The following is a 19,661-nucleotide window of genomic DNA, read 5'->3' as shown; positions in this document are numbered from 1 at the left end:
TTATCTTTCACTCCTGAATGTTAATTTTGCTATCTGCTCCCCTTGTTTGACGACACGATTATCAATTTGTTGAACATCTATAATGTTTTCTGGTTGGGTAAAGTACATAATAACGTCATCTTGATACCCGTTTTTCGTAATTAATTTCTTATCAAAGCTCATCAAAAGATCTCCCTTTTTGAATAATTGGCCGTCCACATAATGTGACACAAACCCCGCACCTCGCATATTGATAGTGCCTATTCCTACATGAATAATTGCTTTTAATCCGTTGTTAGATACAACACCCAAAACATGTTTTGTAGAAAAAGTAAAGTCGACTTTGCCATCAAATGGTGCAAGTAAATTACCTTCTTCCGGATCAATAGCAAAACCAATACCAGTAATTGTGTTGCCATTGACCTCATTAAGTAGCTTTTTTTGTCCTGAGGCAGGTGCAAATATTTCTTCAAGTTCAACATTCACTTCAGAAGTATTAGCTTTTCTAGCGCCACTTGATAAATTTTTTTCCAGTTCAATAACGATTTCGGCATGTTTTTTCTCGGTAATTTTAACTTTCCACAAGAATATAACTAAGGCTAGAATAGAAAAAAGAAGTGGTGTGTAAAAAGCATAAATTTCAAAGGTATTAATTTTTGATGCACTAATATCTCCTGCGGTAGCTGATCCAGTCATGCCCGCCGCAATTGCAATTGTTCCGACGATTCCGTTTGAAAAAGCACCAGTTATCTTGTCTAACATAGGTCGAACCGCCAAGACAACAGCTTCGTTGCGATTACCATTTTTTAATTGTCCGTATTCAATAGAGTCAGTTAGTGATAAGACAACAACCAGTTGCGCAAAAGTAAAATTAAACAAAATAAGTCCTATTGTAACCATCATCATATTTGTTTTTCCGAATATAAAAAGCAGATATGATAGGATCATTGCCATTTGCCCAATACTAAATAACACTTTCCTGGTGATAAACTTATTTAGAACGGGATACAACGGAGCAGTAGAGAACCCTATTACTGTTGCAATAGCACCAGCAATCCAAAATTCGTTTGGTTTTCCTAGTACAAACTTAAAGAAGTAAAATAAAACACCATTGGTCACAACATACGCTAGTGAATACATTAGATATGCTAAGCTGATCCATAAAATTTGGTCATTATGAATAATACCTGAAAATACATCTTTAATGCTTGTTTTTTTTGTTGCAGCATTTCGAATCAAGTTATCTTTTTCTTTAGTTCCAAAGGCTACTGCCAAAGCTGATAAAACGGCTACAATGGAAACAACTATTGAAAATCCAAACCACCCTGAAGGCCCTTGTTCATGTTTTCCAGTTGCGATAAAAGTGAAGTATGTGGTGACCGGAACAACAATCATCGTAAGACCATTCCAACCAATAGAACCAGTAAAACTCCCTAAGGAAGTAAAAATTCCTCTCTCTTTACTGTCTTCAGATATAGCCGGCACCATGCCCCAATAGGCAACATCTGCAAATGAATAAAAAATATCTAGTAAAATAAATAAAACTGTGAAAACGATCGCAAAAGCAATCCAATTAATATGAGCCAACCCAAAAATTCCAGTAAATATTACAACTAATAACACTGAACTAACAACCGCGCCAATTACTTGCCAAGGTTTAAATTTTCCCCATCGCGTTTTTGTATTATCTACAATATTTCCAAGAATCGGATCAATAACTACTTCGGCCAAACGAATAATTACTACAAGAGCCGTAATTAAACCAATTAACTTGTTTGCTACCGATTGCGGTAACCCATCAAACATACCACTCGTGACATAAACGATGAAGTAAGTGCTTAATGCACCATAGAATGCAGAGTGCCCTAGATTACCAAGTGCAAAAGAAATCATTTCTACTAGCTTATTTCGAGAAAACTTCTGTTTAGTTATGTCTTTCATATTCTTTCTCCTAAATCAGTCCTTTGTTGCTACGATAACCTGATATGGTTCCAATGTAGTGCTTCCATTTAAACTATTCCCTGACAACATCTCCGTATAGCTATCCTTAAACAAGGCAATTTGTTTATTATCGGTATAATTTGTAATGAAATAATATTTTTGACGCTCATCCTGCCGAACTTGTACACTTAGATGTGCATCAGCATTTTCAAAAGGAATTTGTGAATCACGAAGTGAGTATTTATCAATTAATTTACTGTAAAATTTATTTAAAAAAGCTTTTTCCGTTCTGCCAGCAATCATCATAGCGGTGCCAGAACCCAAATCATTTTTTGTTAAGGCTGGGCTTTGAGCATAAAAATCATCTTCATAATAAGCGAGTGAGGTAGCGCCTTTCTGTTCAAAAACATCAGCATAGTCGATTACTTTATATTCGTTGTCTTCCCATATGATGGTATTAGTTTGTTTTGGGTAAAGGGTATCAGTTTCAACATAAGACAAACCATAAATTCTTTGCAGTCTTTCTGGCCACCCACCTAAATATGCTAAATAATTTTTATCAACCACGCCTGTCATATAAGTACCAACAAGATTGCCTCCCGAACTCACATATTTTTCAATTTTTTCCATATACTCGATGTCCATCATGAAGTGCATCGGATCTATCACAAGTGTATAAGGGGATAAATCATCTTGAGCAGAAATAATATCAACGGGTATATTATTCTGCCAAAAAACACTATAGTGACTCTGAATAGTATGCCAATATTTCTTTGTTTGATCCGAATAATTTCTTGCATCATCTAATGCCCATACATTGTCATAATCGAATACAATTGCAATTTTGGTGTGTGTGTATTTAGATTTGAGTAACGGTTGCAATTTTTCTAGATCTTTTCCTACTAAACTTACATCTTTGAAAACTCGTGTACGATTGCTCAAACTATGTGTCACAACAGCGCCGTGAAACATTTCTGAAGATCCCCGTGATTGGTGTAACTGAAAATAAAGTACTGAGTTTGCTCCATGTGCTATCTGTTGCAGACTGCCCATCTCATGCATTCCTGGCCGCTTTGATTTATTGAAAGGGTGCCAATTAACCTGAGAAGGAGTACTTTCCATTATAAGGTAAGAATCGTGCTTCAACCCCCTCATAACATCATTCATTAGAGCCGTTTTCATAGCTAAAGTTTCCGTAGTTTCATAATCATTGGACCAATTAGGATATGAATCCCAACTAATCACATCCACATGTTTAGAAAATTTTTGGTAATCTAAATCCATAAAAATGCTTGATTCTGGGGGATTTCCCCCCATAAAATTTGTTGTAACAGGAATATTTGGAGTCACTTCTCGTAATGGTTTGACTTCATTTTCAAAGACATCAATTGTTTGGTCCGTCACAAAACGTTTCCAGTCCAAATTCAGAATTAGAGAAGTAGTATCACCCAGTGTCGAAGGTGAATGAATGTCATCCCAATTATTATATTGATGACTCCAAAATGATGACCAATATAGCCTATTTAAGTTATCAATCGTCTTATATTTATTTTTCATCCACTCACGAAATTTTTCTTGGCACAATTCACAGTGGCAATCACCTCCCAACTCATTAGAAATATGCCAAAGAATTAAACTTTTGCGATGACCATATCTCTTTGCAAGCTGGTAATTGATTGACTTCGTCTTTGCGCGGTAAACAGGCGATGATAAACAATGATTATGACGTTCCCCGAATAAAAGTTTTTGTCCTTGTTCATTCGTTCGTAGAACTTCCGGATATTTTTCAGACATCCATCTAGGTCTGGCGCCACTTGGAGTAGCTAAAATAATATTCCCGTTTTGTTGTTCAACCCTATCAAAAATATTATCTAACCATTCAAAATCGTAAACTCCTTCTTTTGGTTCAATTTTTGCCCAAGAAAAAATTCCTATTGTGAACGTGTTGATTTTGGATTGCTTAAACAATGTAAAATCGCGATTAATGATTTCTGAATTATCAATCCATTGTTCGGGATTATAGTCGCCCCCATGTAGAAACTTTGAAATTTGTAATGTGTCAGTCATAAAGCGTATCCTTTCTTAATTCTATATCAATTGACTTCTAAATAATAACTCGTTATCATAGTAAATGGAAGCGCTTACAGAGGTAATAATGGTAAAAATTAGTAAATGATGTTTACTTTCATTACTAAATTTACATTAGTCAAATGTTGCCGTTTGTTTTATGATGAATTATAGACACAGTACTTTCTACATAATTAATGAAGAGGTTAAAAATGACTACTATCAAGGAAATAGCCCTAAAAACCGGATATTCTTCAGCAACTGTCTCCAGAATACTAAATAATGACCAAACTTTTTCAGTTACTGATAGTACCCGAGAAACCGTGCAAACTGTTGCACGACAACTTGAGTATATATCCGTTGGATCTAATCAATTCTTAGATATTAATCTCGCGGTAATCTTTTCAATTAATCCTGATGAAGAGCTTGAAGATGTTTATTATGTTAAAATGAGAGAGATTATTGAAGCAACAGCCAAAAAAAGTGGACTAAAAATAATTTTTTATAAAAATGTGATGGAATTATCTGAAAATGTTAGAGGTGTTTTGTTAATTGGAAAGTTTAATCAAGATGCTTTAAATGAGATCATAAAGAAGGAGATTATCTGCGTGTTTGTTGACTCAAATCCTAATCCTGGTATTTTTACTTCTGTACAGCCCAACTTGGAATTTACCATCACAAGGGCGTTGAATGAATTTCGATCTCGCAATTTTACAAAAGTTGGGTTTATTGGAGGTAAATTGTGGAACAAAGGCGACAACGCTTTTCAGTTTGATGATTTAAGAAGAAGATATTTTGAAAGCTATGCAAAAGAAATATCGATATATAGCAAAGAATTCGTATTTATAGGATCTGATTTTTCAACTTCCTCTGGTTATAGAATTGGTAAAAAAATTCTTAATGCGTATTCTGAGAATGAACTCCCACAGGCTTTCTTGATTGGATCAGACTCGCTGGCAATAGGAGTACTCAGAGCGTTTAATGAAGAAAATATTTCTGTTCCTTATACTACAGCTTTCATAAGTATTAATGATATAGAAGTCGCTAAATTTTCTTCACCATCGCTTACTACTTTTAAAATTAATATAGATGATATGATAAACGAAGCGCTAAATCTGCTGCACCAGAGAATAATCAATCCAAAAACAACAAGCCCTGAAGTGGTACTTAAATCACCTGAATTAATCTATAGAGAAACGTTTCCAAGAAAAATTGACAATCGATAATATTTGTATTTGATTTTTAACGCTTGACATTGATAAAAAATTTCTTTTACTAATTATCCCATATAGAAACAAGATTTTTTCGATAACAATACCTATTTGACCTGATCAAAAAATAGATTCAGTTCTTTTTGATGGTAAATAAATTTATCGGTATGTACTCCCCTTTTTACAATCTATTTTTTTCTTGTGTCGTGAACTCTTCTTCTGCCTTATACTGTTCAACTATCTTTTGGTGTGTTAAGAATCGACGTTCTGCATTTGTCTCAGCACGGATGTCCTGCCGCCACAAACGACTAATTTTATTAAACGAGCCACCCCGCACTGGCAACTGATCACCTATGTGCTTCTTTGTTATATTTGGGTTGACATTGTCGAGCCACGGATTGGGGGTCAATTTTATTTCCTCAGGGCTAGATGCAATTTTAGTTTTGTCTGTGATGCCGCCTTTGTCGCGCTTTTTTACATTGCTTAGTAGCTCAGACATTTGTTGGTCAATATCATTTAGTGATGTATCTTCGATTTGTGCTAAATGTTTGTAGAGTTGATTCGCTAAGCGTTGCCTTAATTCCTCGTCCTTATTCTCAGACCATTTGAGTTGTCCCTTATGCATCACGCCCTGGTCTTCAATATTAATGGCGTCGTATTCTTGTGCCATCGATTTAAATCCCTCATATTCAGGTTTAAGCTCTTTGTCAAACAAATCATCTAAAAGTTGATTGGTCAATTGATCTGCTTTTGCCATCTTGCCTTTTCCAGCTGTTAAATAGGCGCTGCCAACCTGCCAACGCCCTTTCATGTCTTGAGGTAAAGCATCATAAATTTGTTTGATGGCTTTAGCATGACGATCATTTAATAGGTTGTCTGGCGCTGTCTCAACAATTTCTTTTTTAAAGCCACCAACACCTTTTAATATTTCCTGATGCCGTCTTAGTTCCTGTGATGACATTAATTGTTTTCTAAACTGTCGCTTGGCTTGTTCAATCACTTCCAGAGGTATAACGCCGATTGGCTGCCCTTTATACTCACCTTCTTGTTTTAGCATCTCAGGCCGCGTTTCTTGGCTTTTTTTAGCAAACCACAGATGCATGTTTAGGTGATCAGTATCCTGATGAATCACACCAAACCAAACAACGTCATTTTCATCTTCTCCCAAAGGTAAATTAAATCCTTTGTTAATTAGCGTCTTAGAAACCTCTTGTTCTGCATGCTTCAATTTATTTTGGTCTATCATACGAGTTTCGGGTTCATAGAGATTGTTTTTAACTAACCAATCGCCTCTGATTGAGAACGCGAGTTCATGAATGTTATTACCATTTTCTTGAGCCTCATCCAAGTTTTTTCTCAATACAGAAATATCATGATTATCATAATTTAGTTTGTCGTTACCAAATATGGGATGCGTTTCTGTCACTGCCGAATTTCTATTTGCATAGCCTCGCTTGCTAAATTGTTCCTTTAAATCGATGAGATCAGTTATGGATTCATTATTGAGATCATTCGTTTTCTCAGAATTATCCGCATAATCAACGAGGTCTGAGTATTTTTGACCCTTCATATCTGCTGTACTAGAAGTGACAAACTGCGCTGGTAAATTGACCATTGCCGTCTTTTTTTCACCCAGGGCAAATGCAGCAATTTCACCAGTCTTCGCCATTTTGCAATTCCTCCATAATATCTTCTAAACTGTCAAAATCTTGTTCGTAATCAATTGTCAAACGGCGGGCTGTTCTGGAGGACATGTTCAGCATTTGAGCAATTTGCATGTAGGATTGTTGATAGTTATTGAACAGAATTAAACTTAGCTGAGCCAAATAGTACGTGCGATTATCGCGTTCATGTTGACTGTCAGCCATCTCACTAACTTGAGTAGGATGGTGCCAATTGAATTCATCAAGTTGTTCTAAATACTTTTTAAGTTGTGCTTTTCTTTTACTATGCCTTTTAGTCGTCATCGAGTTGTCCTCCTGTTTGGTGATATTTTTTGATCAGCTGCTTATCGCGACTCCGAATTTTTTTATATTCTTCATAAGATTGTGCCAATTCATTGCTTGGATTGAGTTCTGTTGGTGTACCAAATTGTTGGAACTCTGTTGGATTAATTGGGTTGATGGCATATTTAACAAAACCATTTTCTAAATTAATGCCTTCTGGAATGTATTCAAGTTGACATTGTTGCATAGTTAATAGAAAGCCTAATAAATTCTCTACATTTGCTAATTGCGCAGTCAATTTTGAATCACTTTTTGTGGAGTTAGCATCATTTACCTTCTGGGCTAGTTCTGAATAATTGAGACGTGCATTGTTAGCATTAAGGGCAATATTTTCTACGAAGAAATGCAAAGCAAATCTATACAGTGTACTTTTACCAAACTGTCCATTTGTAGACCTTGGATTTCTTTCAGCCCAGTGCTTCATTTGTTGAAAGTACCATTCTTCGTTCCGCGAATTTTTGATATTAATTGTCTTACCTTGTTTTGCAAAAATTTCCTCATCAATGTCGAATTCTTGTAAAATTTTGTCGATAAACTTTAGTTCTGATTTAACATCCAAAGGAATATCTTCGGGTAAAGTTGTATCATACTTTTTATTCAAAACATTTCTTCTTTTGATGAGTGCCTTCATTTGACTTGTTTTAAATTCTATCGCATCTTTCACTTATTCGCTCCTTTCAGCATTACCGTTTAAGTAGTTGATTGTCCAGCCATCTTGAACGTTAAAAACATAGATATTAAATTTCAAAGTATTGTCATTTGACTGTGCTATCATATGAACACCACGGGGAACTAACTCAACATTTTTGTATACGGGTGTGACTTGATAACGCACATAATTATTTTTTGACTGATGCAAATAATCCGCAATTTCTGTTTCGTAAGTCACCATACTTTTAGCATTGACACGACTGTCTGCGTTCAACTGTCGTGTCCCCGTGATCAAATTTTTGGCTTCATTGTTTAGACCAGTAAATTGATACCCAATCAGATGACTACGGTTGTATAACCAGTCTGTAGTATTCGTTCCTGTTTTAATGGCATGGTAACCTGGCGTTTTGATTGTTAATCGTTCACGGGCTTGATACTTTTGAGAGGGGGGCATTAATTTTAGGTTAAGCAACGCATTAGCAACTTGTGGTCTGCCTAACCAATCTAATGGCGATAGCTTTTGCCAAACTCCCTGTTTAATTTTCAAGTCATCTTGACTAAATGTCGGTTGATTATGATTAACTTCAACAACTGTTTGACCAGTATATTTTAAGTTGGCTAGCTCATCATTTTGTGTCGGTGAATTACTTTGTTTTTCAATATTAATCAGTTGTGATTGGGAACCTATTGCTACAATTTTTTGCAAAATCGAGACACGGTTTAAATACACAACACCTATCAATATGACAATACTTAATAAAATTCTTCTCGCCAAACGACCACGTTTATAATTTTTCATTTGTACTCCTTCCAATTATTCAAACTCATCAAAGTCAATCGACTTTGGCAAATTTTTTTCCTTAGGGCGAGCGTTTTTTTGAATTCGTTCTACCTCATCATTTAAGTCTGGAAAATACATTTCAAGTCGCGCTAGAATTGTTTTAAACATTTCACCTATCGCAATTGTATTGTCATTTAATCCGTGCACAACGTTATTGTTAGCCATGATTAAATCGTCGAGATACGTATGCAATACTTTGGTTGCGCTATCTTCTTCAAGCCGCTTGGCATAGTGTTCAATTTGTTCACGAATCAATTGACTTGACGAGACATTTTCTTTTGATGCCTGTGCTTCAATGGTTTTCAAAGCATGTTCATCAATGTTTTTAATTGTTTTTGTTATACCTTTCATACAACCTCCATAAAATATTTAATGAATTGGGAACAGGTTAAGGGGAAAGGAAAACCTTGTGGTTTTAATCCCGCCGTGCGGGCCTTTCAAGGGATTACCAATCACAAAACTGTCTGTACCCTTTCTGTACTTTGTCTGTACCCTTTCTGTACCCAGGTTTTGCTATAAAAAATAGCCCGTTAGGCAAATTCTTGGACTATATAGAATTACAAATCGGTTGGTTTTGGCAACAATGATTTGCCTTCCTGAACCTGCTTTTTAGTCTTTTGATATTGACTAATATTTGTCTTAGCACGTTGAATATTTTTTTGTGCATCACTGATTTGTGTTCGTATTTGTGTAATGGCATCACGCGCATTATCAATGCTAGTTTGTGTATCTGATTCATCAGACTGGGCGAGTATTTTTTGGTACTTTTTGATGGACGATTGCTGTTGATCAATGGCTTTTTGATATTCAACAATCGCGTTTGTATTCTTGGAAATCAATTTTTGTTGTGCCGCTATTTTAGCTTCACTTTCGCTAACTTCAAGTTCCCTTTGAGTGGCAAATGTTAGCCTATTTGACTTAGAAACTTTGTCATGATTGATAATGAATTTACCGCTGACTGTATTACTATTTGCAGCCGTTTTCTTTGCACTTGAACTATCAGCAACTACGCTACTTGGCGCTTCGACTGTGGCAGTATTGATGCTTTTATCATGAGCTGTTAGTGTTACAGCATTGAAGTTATGACTCAGGTTTTTAAATTGAACCACGACTGTACTATTCGAAGTTGGTACGACACGACCTGTCACTTGACTACCACCATGATCAGTCATAGCAGTGAATTTAATTTTGCTAATATCAACCAAATCTTGATCAGAAACAGCTCCGTCAGAGATTGTATAATGCAGTTCCAAAACACCATTATTTTTATTAAAAACACTTTTTGTTAGACTAGCGGTTTTGTTCAAAGTGCCAAATGAAACTGGTGTATTTAACTCCGTACTTGGCAAATTTGAGGGGCGTGGTGTAATATTAACCATCACGGTTGTACTAAAAGCTATCAGGATAAATATGCTAAATGTGGCAATTAAATTGCGCCGCTGATGTTCCAAAAACCAAGTACCGAAGCGACTAAATCTTTGAAAGATATTTCTAAATTTATCAGCTATTGTGATTATTGCAGTCATTGTCCTACCCCTCTACATACTCAAATGCATTGCTGTTAAAGTCAGGGTATGGTGGCAAATCTTTATCCGTGACATCTTGTTTTTCAACCTGATTTTTGGATGACGAACTAGATTTGTAGATACGGAATTGTGTGACTTGGTTTTGCATAGCGTAAACTTTTTGACCAGTGTGTTTATCAGTGTAGTTGTGATTACGCATCACAAATTCAACCTCAACTACTTGGCCAATATCAGTCACATAATCATGAATCAATTCTGCCGTTTTGTTAAAAGCAACATAATCAATGTAAGTTGCTTTGCCATCTTTTAAATCATTAATGGCTAATTTGAAGTAGGCAATCTTTGTTTTATTTTCACCTCTTACAGTGAAGTTAACATCGCGAACTAAACGTCCTACGTGGTGATTATTTTGCATAATAATTTCTCCTTTTTTGATCCAGTAAACTAATAATTGGGGCTAATTGGTTAGTTAAATAGTCTTGGATATTATTTGGTAGTTTAAACACTGGGATTTGGTTGCCAGCTTCAGAATAATGAATGCCTTTCAGGACTGTACAACCGACGTAATGATTCCCTAAGCAATCGTCAAACAGCTCACCTTTGACTTTCATTTCATTTGGTTTTAAACAGACCAAGGCTTGTTTTTTTGTGGGTTGAACGAGATTATTTTTCAATTCCCTAACGAGAATAACGACGTATTTGGTTTGTTGCAGTTCTTGTAAACTTTGCTCATCCAACAGCGTTAATTGTCTGATTTTCATAATCTCTCCCTTTTGGTCTTGCAGCTTCATGAAATGGTAAATGGTAACGTACCATCAAATTTTCGATAGCCTTAATTGATTGATAAGAGGTACGGTATAACCTCACTGCGCCATCGCTTTCTAATTTATGATTTTCAATTGCTTTGATCACTTTTCGGCTAAGTTCACCTGATGAGTTAGCCACAAAAAGTATGTCTGCGTTGAAAAAGTCTACTGCAATAAATACGTTGTATTGGTTTGCCATTATATCTCTCCTCTCTCCAATTTAAAGTTAAAAGCCTGAGGCCGATTGACTTGTTGTAATTGCAATCTTCAAACGACTCTTAAAGCCACTAGCAAAATATTTCCCATATTGGCTGATATCAATCAGGTGGTCGCGCATGTAATCTACTTGGTTGAAGCCAGTGTTCAAAAGTAACTGTTTGATAGCAACTTCACCTTGTAATTGCTTTTGCAAAGTTAAAGCAGAATTACCTTTCTCAAGTTCGGCCGTCAAAAAATGATAGCCACAATCAAGAGCACGGACGACAATTTCTGCTTGTTGGGGTTCATTCAAAAGTAAATCAGGAATTAAACCTTGGACTACACTTCTTAATTCAGGATTGTTTTGAATAATTTTGCCAATTGCGATAAATGATTGTTGAGGTTTTTTTGAATTATTATTAGTATTTATTTCATCCTTATCAAAAGAATTGGTTTCAGTTTCACTCAAAATAGTCTCACTATTCTCAGTCTCACTTGACTGTCGTTTTGACAGTTCTTGAGCTGTCGTTTTGGAAGTTCTTGACTTGTCATTTTGACAGTTCCGGACCTGTCGTTTTGACAGTTCCTTGTCCCCCAAGGGGTTGGCCCTGTGGATAACTTCGAAATCAGTGTTTATGTTGCCAACGTAAAGTCTGTTTGGTTTATTTAACCCTTGTCGTTCTTCTTCAAGGAGCCCAAAATCTGCTAGTTCTTTTTTCAAACTAATGACTTTTTTCTCGCCAACACTAAGAATTGTTTGCAGGTCACTGTTTTTGTAAATCAAGTAAACATCACCATTTTTATCAATCCAATTATTTTTAATTGACAACAAGAAACGATCACGCAGAATTGCATAAGCCATTTTCGTTTCAAGTTTCATGTTGGCGTAGAATTCATTTTCAAACAGTGCTTTTGGAATTTTGTAGAATCGTTCATTAGTTTCAACTTGATTTCTACTAACACGTTCCATTTTCCTGGGTGTATCTTGATCATTTATCATCAGCAGTCCCCTCTAATGTCGCAACAATATCTTTAAATGGCACATCCATAATTTTGTAAAATTTGATGAACGTCGTCAGTTTCGGATTATAACTTGGATCGGTTTCAGCTTTTGAAATCGTCGCCGTTGATAATTCCCCTTTTGATTTCACAGCTAATTCCAATTGTGTTAGTCTTTTTCTTTCCCGATAGGCTTTTACAATTGACCCAAAAGAATGTCTCATTTTGTTTCTTTCTCCCTTGTTTTAGTTGTCAATTTTCATTGATTTTATTACCAATAATTAACCGTCATGAAGACGGTTTCTTAGCAACTTCTTAATATTTAGGCTGTTTTTAAGCAAAAAAAATAAGCCCACACAGGACTTATGAGCTTTTAAAATAACTAATGTTACAAATACGTTACTTCATTTCAATTTATTGACTTTGGATTTTTAGTAAACTGTGTAATCCCTTGTGCGCCAACGTATCAACAAGCCTCTGTTACGTTAGATTATGCACGGTACACTAAAAGACGAACGGCGGATGTCAAGCTGAAAACCACATGTTTAATATTTTGGTAAAATACCAGTAACATGTATGTAAAACTAACGAAGATTATTTTTAAATCAGAGCACTACTTCTTCCAGAATATCATGATTTGGTTTAAAAGTAAACTGCACGTCCACGCTTTTGGAACGTCTATACAAAGGCTTTTAGCAATCTAATTACTCACTATTATATCAAATATTTCAACCAATTAAACCGTTTTCAAATATTTATATTTTAAGCACAACAAAAAAAGACACATGTAGTGTCTAAAGTTCATTATTTTTATTACCAGCTTTTACGGCTTATTTTTCATCATTTTGGCGTTCTTCAAGCATGCGCTGTTTACGTTTTTCATAAGCTCTACGGTAACGTTGCATGGCTTTATATTCTTGTTCAAACACTACCATAGGTCGTTTACCGTCAAGTGCCTGTCTTAATGGCATAGCATTCATTTTTGAAGCGACTTCATCTAATTGTCGCTGTTTCACATCTTTAAATGACGTGCCTTTAGGATACCAATCACGTAGCTTACGGTTTCTGTTTTCATTTGAACCACGTTGTTGTGGTGATGACGGTGTAGCATAGTACAGCTTAATTTTAAGCTCTTTTTGAACATATTCTAAAAAGTCCCATGAGATAAATTCAGAACCATTGTCTGCTGTTATAGTACGCACAGCTTTGCCATAACGCTCATAAAACAACTTAAACGCATCAACCATATCACTAGATTTCTTACTACGAACTAATACTAAGGCAGTAAACCGAGTTTTGCGTTCAGTAAATGTCATAATCGCAGTAGTATCTTGATAACGTTGATTATTCATTTTAGCAGGCAACACTAAATCAATTTCCCAATGACCGAACTGTTTACGACTTTCAACCACTTGTGAACGATCAAATATTGAATGGCGGACTAGTTCTCCGTCATTTTTCAGTTGCTCACGTAGTCTAGCAATTTCACGTTCTTTAGCACGTCTTGTCTGGGCTACTGCACGTTCCTTTGGCGTGCCGTTTTGTCGATGATACTTATGTTTGCGAATATCAATCAAACCTTTTCTAGCCCATAACCTAATGACTGACGCGGAAACATCAACATCTTGCACATTGCCAGCTATTTGTTCAGGTGTCCAATGCTCAACATTAACCCAAGTCTCAATAATTTCTTTTAATTCAGGAGTCAATCTTGAACCAGTACCCATTTTACTACGTTTCTTTAAGGCTAGATATTGACCACGTTGTGCCGAATACTTGATACGTGCGTGTATATCCTCCATATTCAACAGTGTTCGTCTATCTACATGTGAAAAATCAAGCGTGTTGCCACGGTGCAATTCACGTAGTATTGATGACGGTGTATATCCTAAACGTCTAGCTATATCAGCCTGTGTCATTTTTTCAATATTCCACAGGTATTCAATCATGTGACGTTGGTTCTCATTTATATGTGGTTGGCGCTTTCGTTTTTTTGGTGTTTCATCACTCATAAAACATATATTCTCCTTTGTTTTGATTAGTAAAGTTGGGCATTAATCCCTTATAACAAGTTTACCATTTCACAATATTGCCTATTATTTTATTTTTTCACGTATTTAAGAGCAATATATTAGACATACCTTAATGACACAACATTGAAATCATCAAGCACACTTTTAACGTCAGCCAATTCACAAAAAACGCATTGCACTCAAGTATGCTTTGCGTTCTTTTCCATATAATTTTAAATCTGGTATGAAGACCTATTATTCTATTAAATAGGCTTAGATAAGGTGAGTACCTTTATCAACGTAAATTATATCTCCAACTACCCCACTTGCAATAGGACTCAATAAAAAAGCAGCCGTGTTCCCAACTTCTTCAGTAGTGACACCTATTCCTCTAGAGATTTTATTAGGTATAACTACTAAATATACCCTATTCAAAATCATTTGTCGACATTAACAAATTGTGCAAAATTCTACAGAAATGTTACTTTCCTACCATCATCACATTGCCCTCTCTCTCAACTGACGTTTAGCCTGATACAACTGTTCTTCAATTTTGTTTAAACCACTTTCAGTATTGCGATCATTTCCCTTAATTAGCAAGTCTAAATCACGATACGCAAAGGTTAACTCAATTGATTTTGAAACCAAATCTTGTACCCTAGATGCTAATTCTTTGTTAAAAAAAAGCACATCTCCGTATGTTTGAGATTGTGCTTGTCTAATTTTAGCTTGTAATTGCATTGATACGCTCAACGTTGTTTGAAAGTTGGGTGCACCTGCCTTAAATTGAAAGTCTTTTCTATCACTTTCTAAAGTCTGGTCTAGTTGACTATATAAGTCTCTAAATCGTTCTAAATGTTTAATATACAGATCTAATTGTTCTGGTTTTAACCATATTTTCGTTGTCATAATTTTTTCTCTTTTCCTAATAAATAAAAAAGATAGCACAAATATTTCCTTGTGCTATCTCAACATTTAGTTAATAAAATATTCCTTAGTCATAATTATATTTTTGCTGATTTTTAGTCATAAATTAAATTACTTCTCCAGGATTGTCATTTTACCGTCAATTATCTTATAAACTTTGTCTGCCATATCTTTTAACCTTAAGTCATGAGTAACTACAATAATAATTTTATTTCTTTTGTGCGCTAAATCTCTGAGTAACTCGATTACTTTCATGGATCTATCTGTATCTAATGCGGCTGTGGGTTCATCTGCTAAAATATAGTCAGGATCAGTGTATAATGCTCTAGCAATTGCCACACGCTGCTTTTGTCCACCAGAAAGTTGATTAGGATATTTTTTTAGCAGTTCTAAAAGTCCTAAATCAGAAAGAAGCTCATGCATTTTTTGTTTAGTCAAATTTTGGTTTTTTATTTTATCTACGAATTTAAACTGTTCTTCGACCGTTAAAAATGGGACTAAGTTATAAGATTGTAAAACAAATCCTATTTTTTCCAATCTTAATTTTGTTTGTTGTTTTTTGGACAAACTGTTAATTGTACTGTCATTTATTTTTACGTCACCATTAGTTGGTGTCTGTAGTCCGCCTGCTATAGTCAAAAATGTAGTTTTTCCTGATCCTGATGGCCCTACAACTAAAATAAGCTGACCACTTTCTGCTTCGAAATTAATATTTTCTAGTGCTACGTACTTACTACTCCCTTCACCAAAAATTTTTGTGACTGAGTCGAAAATTAGATTTGACATGGAATTAGCCTCCAATAATTTTGTAAGGATCAACTTTGGCAATTTGGCGAATTGGTATCAATGCACCCAACAAGGACATAATAATAATACCGATTCCAGTTACAATAATATTACTTTTATCGATGACAATGGGTACCTCGCTGGGTAACGTAATAGCTGTTATTTCACCTAATATAATGGCTATAATAACGCCAATAACCGACATAATAAATGATTGAAATAACGTACTTAAAACAAGATATTGCGTTGAGACTCCTTGCGCCTTCAAGACACCTAAGTTGGGTAATTTTTGAACGGTCAGAATATACAAGAAAATTGAAATAACAATTAGAATAATAATATACAAAAAACCAATCATGAAGTTGAATGTGAGTTGTTGTGCACTATATCCAGGTAATTTATTAATAAATGAGCCAATGCTCAACTGATTAGTGCCTTTTGGTATTTTTGAATTATTTAACGTATTCTTGAATACCACAGCATTTATTACACCTTTATTCAGTGATTGAATAGTGTCTGGTGAAATATAAACCACGGGAAGAGCACTTAAAGTTGCCCTGGGTGTAAAACCTGTAATTTTAATCCTCAATGATGAATTAGCAACTAACAAGTGGTCACCGATTTTGAATCCATCACTTTTGAATTTATCCGATACGACGCCGGCATTGTTTCGGATATTTTTACTACCACTTGTTATTTTCAATTTTTTAAATATGAACGATTTGGAATCAAGAGCTACTAATTGAGCATTCTCTTTTAATCCATTTTCTGATTTTACAAGTGTACTATACTGTGAAATTCTGGTTCCATTACTGGGTAAACTAGCAACCTCATCCTGTGAAAGAAAAGATTGTTGTAAACGTCCTTCAGAATCACTATTTAAGACAATACTTGAAGCATCCCACTCGTTAATTGCCGCTTTGTTTAGGTTAGCTAAACCAGTGGCTAAACCAGTAAGAATAATCAAAAGATAACTTACTAAAAATATAAGTACCACTATTAGGCTATAACGCAATTTTTCATGTAGCATCTCTTTAATAGCTAAAAACATAATGATCTCCTGTTATTAATTCTATTTATTATTAATATATCACTTAATGTGTTTTGAAAAGGTTTTTAATAGTAATAGTAATTTTTCTTGGGGTGTCACATATACTCTTTTTGATAAATCAACGAAGTTATTTTTCATTAATTTTGTTAGGATCTTTTTGTAGACATTAATGGATAGTTCTAATGCTACTTTGCCTTTTCTATCTAAAATCTGATTAGTAATCACATCAGTTTCGGCGTACTTAGAAAGTGCTAATCTTGCTAAATATTGCAACAAAGATTGTGTTTGAATATCAGGTTTACTTTCTAACAAAACTTGTTTTTGGATATCATATTTTAATAGCAGTTGCTTGGGAATGAAATATCTATCCGCCATAGCATCTTCATGTACATCTCTTAAAATATTGGTTAACTGAAGAGCTATTCCCACGTTTATTACTGCCTTACGATTGTTTTCAATAGAGTTTCTAGAGAGTATACAAAAAATCATGCACCCCACGGTTCCTGCTACTTGATAACAGTAATTTTCTAATTCTGATAGTGTGTTAATTTCAATATTATTGAGATCACGAAGTTGTCCTTGAATCATGTCAGTCATCAGCTTGGTATCTATAGAAAAATGATTAAAAATATAGGCTACTCTATCAGCAATGTTTGATGTTTTGTTAATTACAATATTATTGGTATTACAAGCCGTCTCCCACCAAAAAATTAATTTATTAAATGTTATTCTGTCATGGTTGTCAGCAGCATCATCAATTTGACGTAAATAATCATAGATGACAAAGATGCTATAAGCTTGATCTTTGTCTAATTTTGAAAAAGCAAAATAAAATGATGATGAATTTTGTTTAATTGCTGCTTTACTACTCGAAAAAATTTCAAGAACTCTATTTGGTATTTTTTGAATAGTTACCATTTAAAAGTCCCTCATTACTTCTTTCGCGGTCAATTCTCCACTAGTAATAACGATAGGTACCCCAGCACCAGGATGCACACTGGCACCTGCAAAATAAAGGTTATCTATTTTAGCATGCTTATTATGCGGGCGGAAATAATTACTTTGTTTTAAAGTTGGTTTTAGTCCGAAAGTTGCGCCGTAGAAACTGTTATAATGTGTCTCAAATGTCTTAGGCGTATGAACCTTTTTAAAAACGATATGTTCATTTAAATTATCTAAATTAAGTTCCGTTTCTACTTTATGAATTATTTTATGTGTAAAGTTATCAATATCATTTTCCGACCAGCTGCTATTTTCCTTTAAATTAGAAACTGGCACTAAGACGTATAAAGCAGATTGTCCACTTGGTGCAAAACTATTATCAATTGCACTAGGATTGTAAATATAAAATGATGGATCATCAGGTAAAATACCGTTATCAATGTCGTAAACGTTAGTTTCAAAATTATTAGCCATTTTTATTGTATGAAGATTCAGTTGATCATAATTGTTATCTAAGCCTAGGTACAATAAGAAGCATGACATGGAATAATCCATTTTTTCAATATTTTTCTTTTGATATTTTCCTTTCTTGTTATCGTCCATATCCAACAAATTTGTCATTGTGTAAGGAAAATCAGCGTTCGCAACTACGGCATCACAATCTTTTAAGGTGTTATTGATGAGCAAGCCACTGACATGTTTATTGTTTTCAACAATAATCTTTTCTACTGTTGAATTGTAAACTATTTTTCCACCTAACTCTATAAAGCGTTTTTCTAATGCTTTTGCATATTGAAACATGCCATCTTTTATAAACCAAACGCCATAGATTAGTTCAATCATTGGAATAATATTATATATAGAAGGACCACTAAATGGTGAAATACCAATATATAGCGTTTGAAATGACATTAAGTATTGCAAATCTGTATTTTTGATATTTTTTTGAATAGCTTCAAACGAGGACGAAAATGTTTTTAACTTGTAAGCGTTCCAAAGTGTTTTGATATTATAAAAGTCACCGGGACCTCTAAAACTTTTATAAATAAAATTATTTTTGGCATTTATATATTTACTATATATATCTGTTAAATATTTTAAAAATCCAAGCATCTCTGACTCATCATAAGATTCAAATTCTTTTGCTAAATCCACAAGATCAGAAGATAATGCAATTTTTTTGTTGTGTGTTACAACATCCATGAACGGATTAATACGTTTCATTTTAAAATAATTTTTGTAATCAACTCCGCTATCTATAAACGGCTTTTTATAAATGTCGGGCATCATAACGATTGTTGGACCGGTGTCAAATTTAAAGCCGGATTCCTCTATAATGTCCATTTTCCCACCAGGTCGACTGTTTTTTTCATAAATAGTGACCTGATACCCATGGTTCTGTAAGTAAATTGCAGAAGTTAGACCACCAACACCTGCTCCAATTATTGAGATTGTTTTCATTTTTTATTCTCCTCTGTCTATTGTAGAGTATTGGTTATATTTTGTCGCCGTTAATCCTATTGTATATGATTTAATTTACAATCTCACTCGCTACACTAATAATTTTTAACGGTTCTGAGTAGATATGTAGCGTGGACGAACTCCTAGAAGTACGTCTGGGTGCTGGGTACTCCTTTTGTAACTTACGCATCACATCAGCAAGACTATTACCAGCCATATACTCATTTTGTGAATGCCAACCAACTGCTTTATACATT

At 34.7% G+C, this 19,661-nt stretch carries 21 protein-coding genes and 1 pseudogene; 1 reads left to right on the top strand and 21 read right to left on the bottom strand.

Translation table 11 applies throughout. The annotated features are described in order from the left end of the window. The gene (locus tag LEUM_RS05195) at positions 1-1,920 is read right to left on the bottom strand and encodes a glycoside-pentoside-hexuronide (GPH):cation symporter (RefSeq protein WP_011679810.1); all 1,920 of its coding nucleotides are present in this window, start codon (positions 1,918-1,920) and stop codon (positions 1-3) included. Positions 1,921-1,935: 15 nt separating this feature from the next. Continuing rightward, complete coding sequence (locus LEUM_RS05190) at positions 1,936-3,987, bottom strand: beta-galactosidase (protein WP_011679809.1); 2,052 nt, start codon at positions 3,985-3,987, stop codon at positions 1,936-1,938. A gap of 212 nt (positions 3,988-4,199) precedes the next feature. Here LEUM_RS05190 and LEUM_RS05185 point away from each other — a divergent pair, with 212 nt between their 5' ends. Continuing rightward, positions 4,200-5,213, top strand: coding sequence for a LacI family DNA-binding transcriptional regulator (locus LEUM_RS05185; RefSeq protein ID WP_011679808.1), 1,014 nt, complete (start codon positions 4,200-4,202; stop codon positions 5,211-5,213). Between the two features lie 166 nt (positions 5,214-5,379). Here the strand turns inward: LEUM_RS05185 and mobP2 are convergent, their stop codons facing one another. From mobP2 to LEUM_RS05095, 19 genes and pseudogenes are all read right to left on the bottom strand, one after another. After that, complete coding sequence (mobP2, locus tag LEUM_RS05180) at positions 5,380-6,867, bottom strand: MobP2 family relaxase (RefSeq protein ID WP_011679807.1); 1,488 nt, start codon at positions 6,865-6,867, stop codon at positions 5,380-5,382. Then, the gene (locus tag LEUM_RS05175) at positions 6,851-7,165 is read right to left on the bottom strand and encodes a hypothetical protein (RefSeq protein ID WP_011679806.1); all 315 of its coding nucleotides are present in this window, start codon (positions 7,163-7,165) and stop codon (positions 6,851-6,853) included. Before LEUM_RS05175 ends, mobP2 begins: the two co-directional genes overlap by 17 nt. Continuing rightward, positions 7,155-7,868: a hypothetical protein gene (locus tag LEUM_RS05170; protein ID WP_011679805.1), complete on the bottom strand. Its 714-nt coding sequence runs from the start codon at positions 7,866-7,868 to the stop codon at positions 7,155-7,157. The genes LEUM_RS05175 and LEUM_RS05170 overlap by 11 nt, the downstream gene beginning before the upstream one ends. Then, positions 7,869-8,654, bottom strand: a complete 786-nt coding sequence (locus LEUM_RS05165) for a DNA/RNA non-specific endonuclease (RefSeq protein ID WP_011679804.1) — start codon at positions 8,652-8,654, stop codon at positions 7,869-7,871. It abuts the gene before it with no gap. A 15-nt stretch (positions 8,655-8,669) separates the two neighbouring features. Next, positions 8,670-9,047, bottom strand: coding sequence for a hypothetical protein (locus LEUM_RS05160; protein ID WP_011679803.1), 378 nt, complete (start codon positions 9,045-9,047; stop codon positions 8,670-8,672). 206 nt (positions 9,048-9,253) lie between these two features. Next, positions 9,254-10,222 carry a hypothetical protein gene (locus tag LEUM_RS05155; protein ID WP_011679802.1) on the bottom strand — a complete coding sequence of 323 codons (969 nt, stop codon included), beginning with the start codon at positions 10,220-10,222 and terminating at the stop codon, positions 9,254-9,256. Positions 10,223-10,226: 4 nt separating this feature from the next. Then, complete coding sequence (locus LEUM_RS05150; protein ID WP_011679801.1) at positions 10,227-10,637, bottom strand: single-stranded DNA-binding protein; 411 nt, start codon at positions 10,635-10,637, stop codon at positions 10,227-10,229. Next, on the bottom strand, positions 10,627-10,983 hold the full coding sequence (locus LEUM_RS05145; RefSeq protein ID WP_011679800.1) for a hypothetical protein: 357 nt from the start codon (positions 10,981-10,983) through the stop codon (positions 10,627-10,629). Before LEUM_RS05145 ends, LEUM_RS05150 begins: the two co-directional genes overlap by 11 nt. Continuing rightward, positions 10,952-11,227, bottom strand: a complete 276-nt coding sequence (locus LEUM_RS05140; protein WP_011679799.1) for a hypothetical protein — start codon at positions 11,225-11,227, stop codon at positions 10,952-10,954. The genes LEUM_RS05145 and LEUM_RS05140 overlap by 32 nt, the downstream gene beginning before the upstream one ends. A 27-nt stretch (positions 11,228-11,254) precedes the next feature. Beyond that, positions 11,255-12,226: a replication initiator protein A gene (locus LEUM_RS05135; protein ID WP_011679798.1), complete on the bottom strand. Its 972-nt coding sequence runs from the start codon at positions 12,224-12,226 to the stop codon at positions 11,255-11,257. After that, positions 12,216-12,449: a helix-turn-helix transcriptional regulator gene (locus tag LEUM_RS05130; RefSeq protein ID WP_011679797.1), complete on the bottom strand. Its 234-nt coding sequence runs from the start codon at positions 12,447-12,449 to the stop codon at positions 12,216-12,218. The genes LEUM_RS05135 and LEUM_RS05130 overlap by 11 nt, the downstream gene beginning before the upstream one ends. A 606-nt stretch (positions 12,450-13,055) precedes the next feature. Continuing rightward, positions 13,056-14,237 carry an IS30 family transposase gene (locus LEUM_RS05125; RefSeq protein WP_011679796.1) on the bottom strand — a complete coding sequence of 394 codons (1,182 nt, stop codon included), beginning with the start codon at positions 14,235-14,237 and terminating at the stop codon, positions 13,056-13,058. Between the two features lie 273 nt (positions 14,238-14,510). Then, positions 14,511-14,621 (bottom strand): annotated as a pseudogene (locus tag LEUM_RS10500) (SDR family oxidoreductase); the annotation flags it as partial. 114 nt (positions 14,622-14,735) lie between these two features. Then, positions 14,736-15,146 carry a hypothetical protein gene (locus LEUM_RS05120; RefSeq protein WP_011679795.1) on the bottom strand — a complete coding sequence of 137 codons (411 nt, stop codon included), beginning with the start codon at positions 15,144-15,146 and terminating at the stop codon, positions 14,736-14,738. A gap of 129 nt (positions 15,147-15,275) precedes the next feature. Beyond that, positions 15,276-15,950 carry an ABC transporter ATP-binding protein gene (locus LEUM_RS05115; RefSeq protein ID WP_011679794.1) on the bottom strand — a complete coding sequence of 225 codons (675 nt, stop codon included), beginning with the start codon at positions 15,948-15,950 and terminating at the stop codon, positions 15,276-15,278. Between the two features lie 4 nt (positions 15,951-15,954). Next, complete coding sequence (locus LEUM_RS05110; protein WP_011679793.1) at positions 15,955-17,001, bottom strand: FtsX-like permease family protein; 1,047 nt, start codon at positions 16,999-17,001, stop codon at positions 15,955-15,957. A 39-nt stretch (positions 17,002-17,040) separates the two neighbouring features. Further along, positions 17,041-17,919: a phytoene/squalene synthase family protein gene (locus LEUM_RS05105; RefSeq protein ID WP_011679792.1), complete on the bottom strand. Its 879-nt coding sequence runs from the start codon at positions 17,917-17,919 to the stop codon at positions 17,041-17,043. Next, positions 17,920-19,404 carry a phytoene desaturase family protein gene (locus LEUM_RS05100; RefSeq protein WP_011679791.1) on the bottom strand — a complete coding sequence of 495 codons (1,485 nt, stop codon included), beginning with the start codon at positions 19,402-19,404 and terminating at the stop codon, positions 17,920-17,922. 70 nt (positions 19,405-19,474) lie between these two features. Next, positions 19,475-19,660, bottom strand: coding sequence for a hypothetical protein (locus LEUM_RS05095; protein ID WP_041775273.1), 186 nt, complete (start codon positions 19,658-19,660; stop codon positions 19,475-19,477). Between the last annotated feature and the right edge of the window lies 1 nt (position 19,661).

It is taken from the genome of Leuconostoc mesenteroides subsp. mesenteroides ATCC 8293, assembly GCF_000014445.1.
GTDB classification, from domain to species: domain Bacteria; phylum Bacillota; class Bacilli; order Lactobacillales; family Lactobacillaceae; genus Leuconostoc; species Leuconostoc mesenteroides.
The sequence above is the reverse complement of the archived record's forward strand: the minus strand, read 5'-3'. Positions and strand labels throughout refer to the sequence as shown.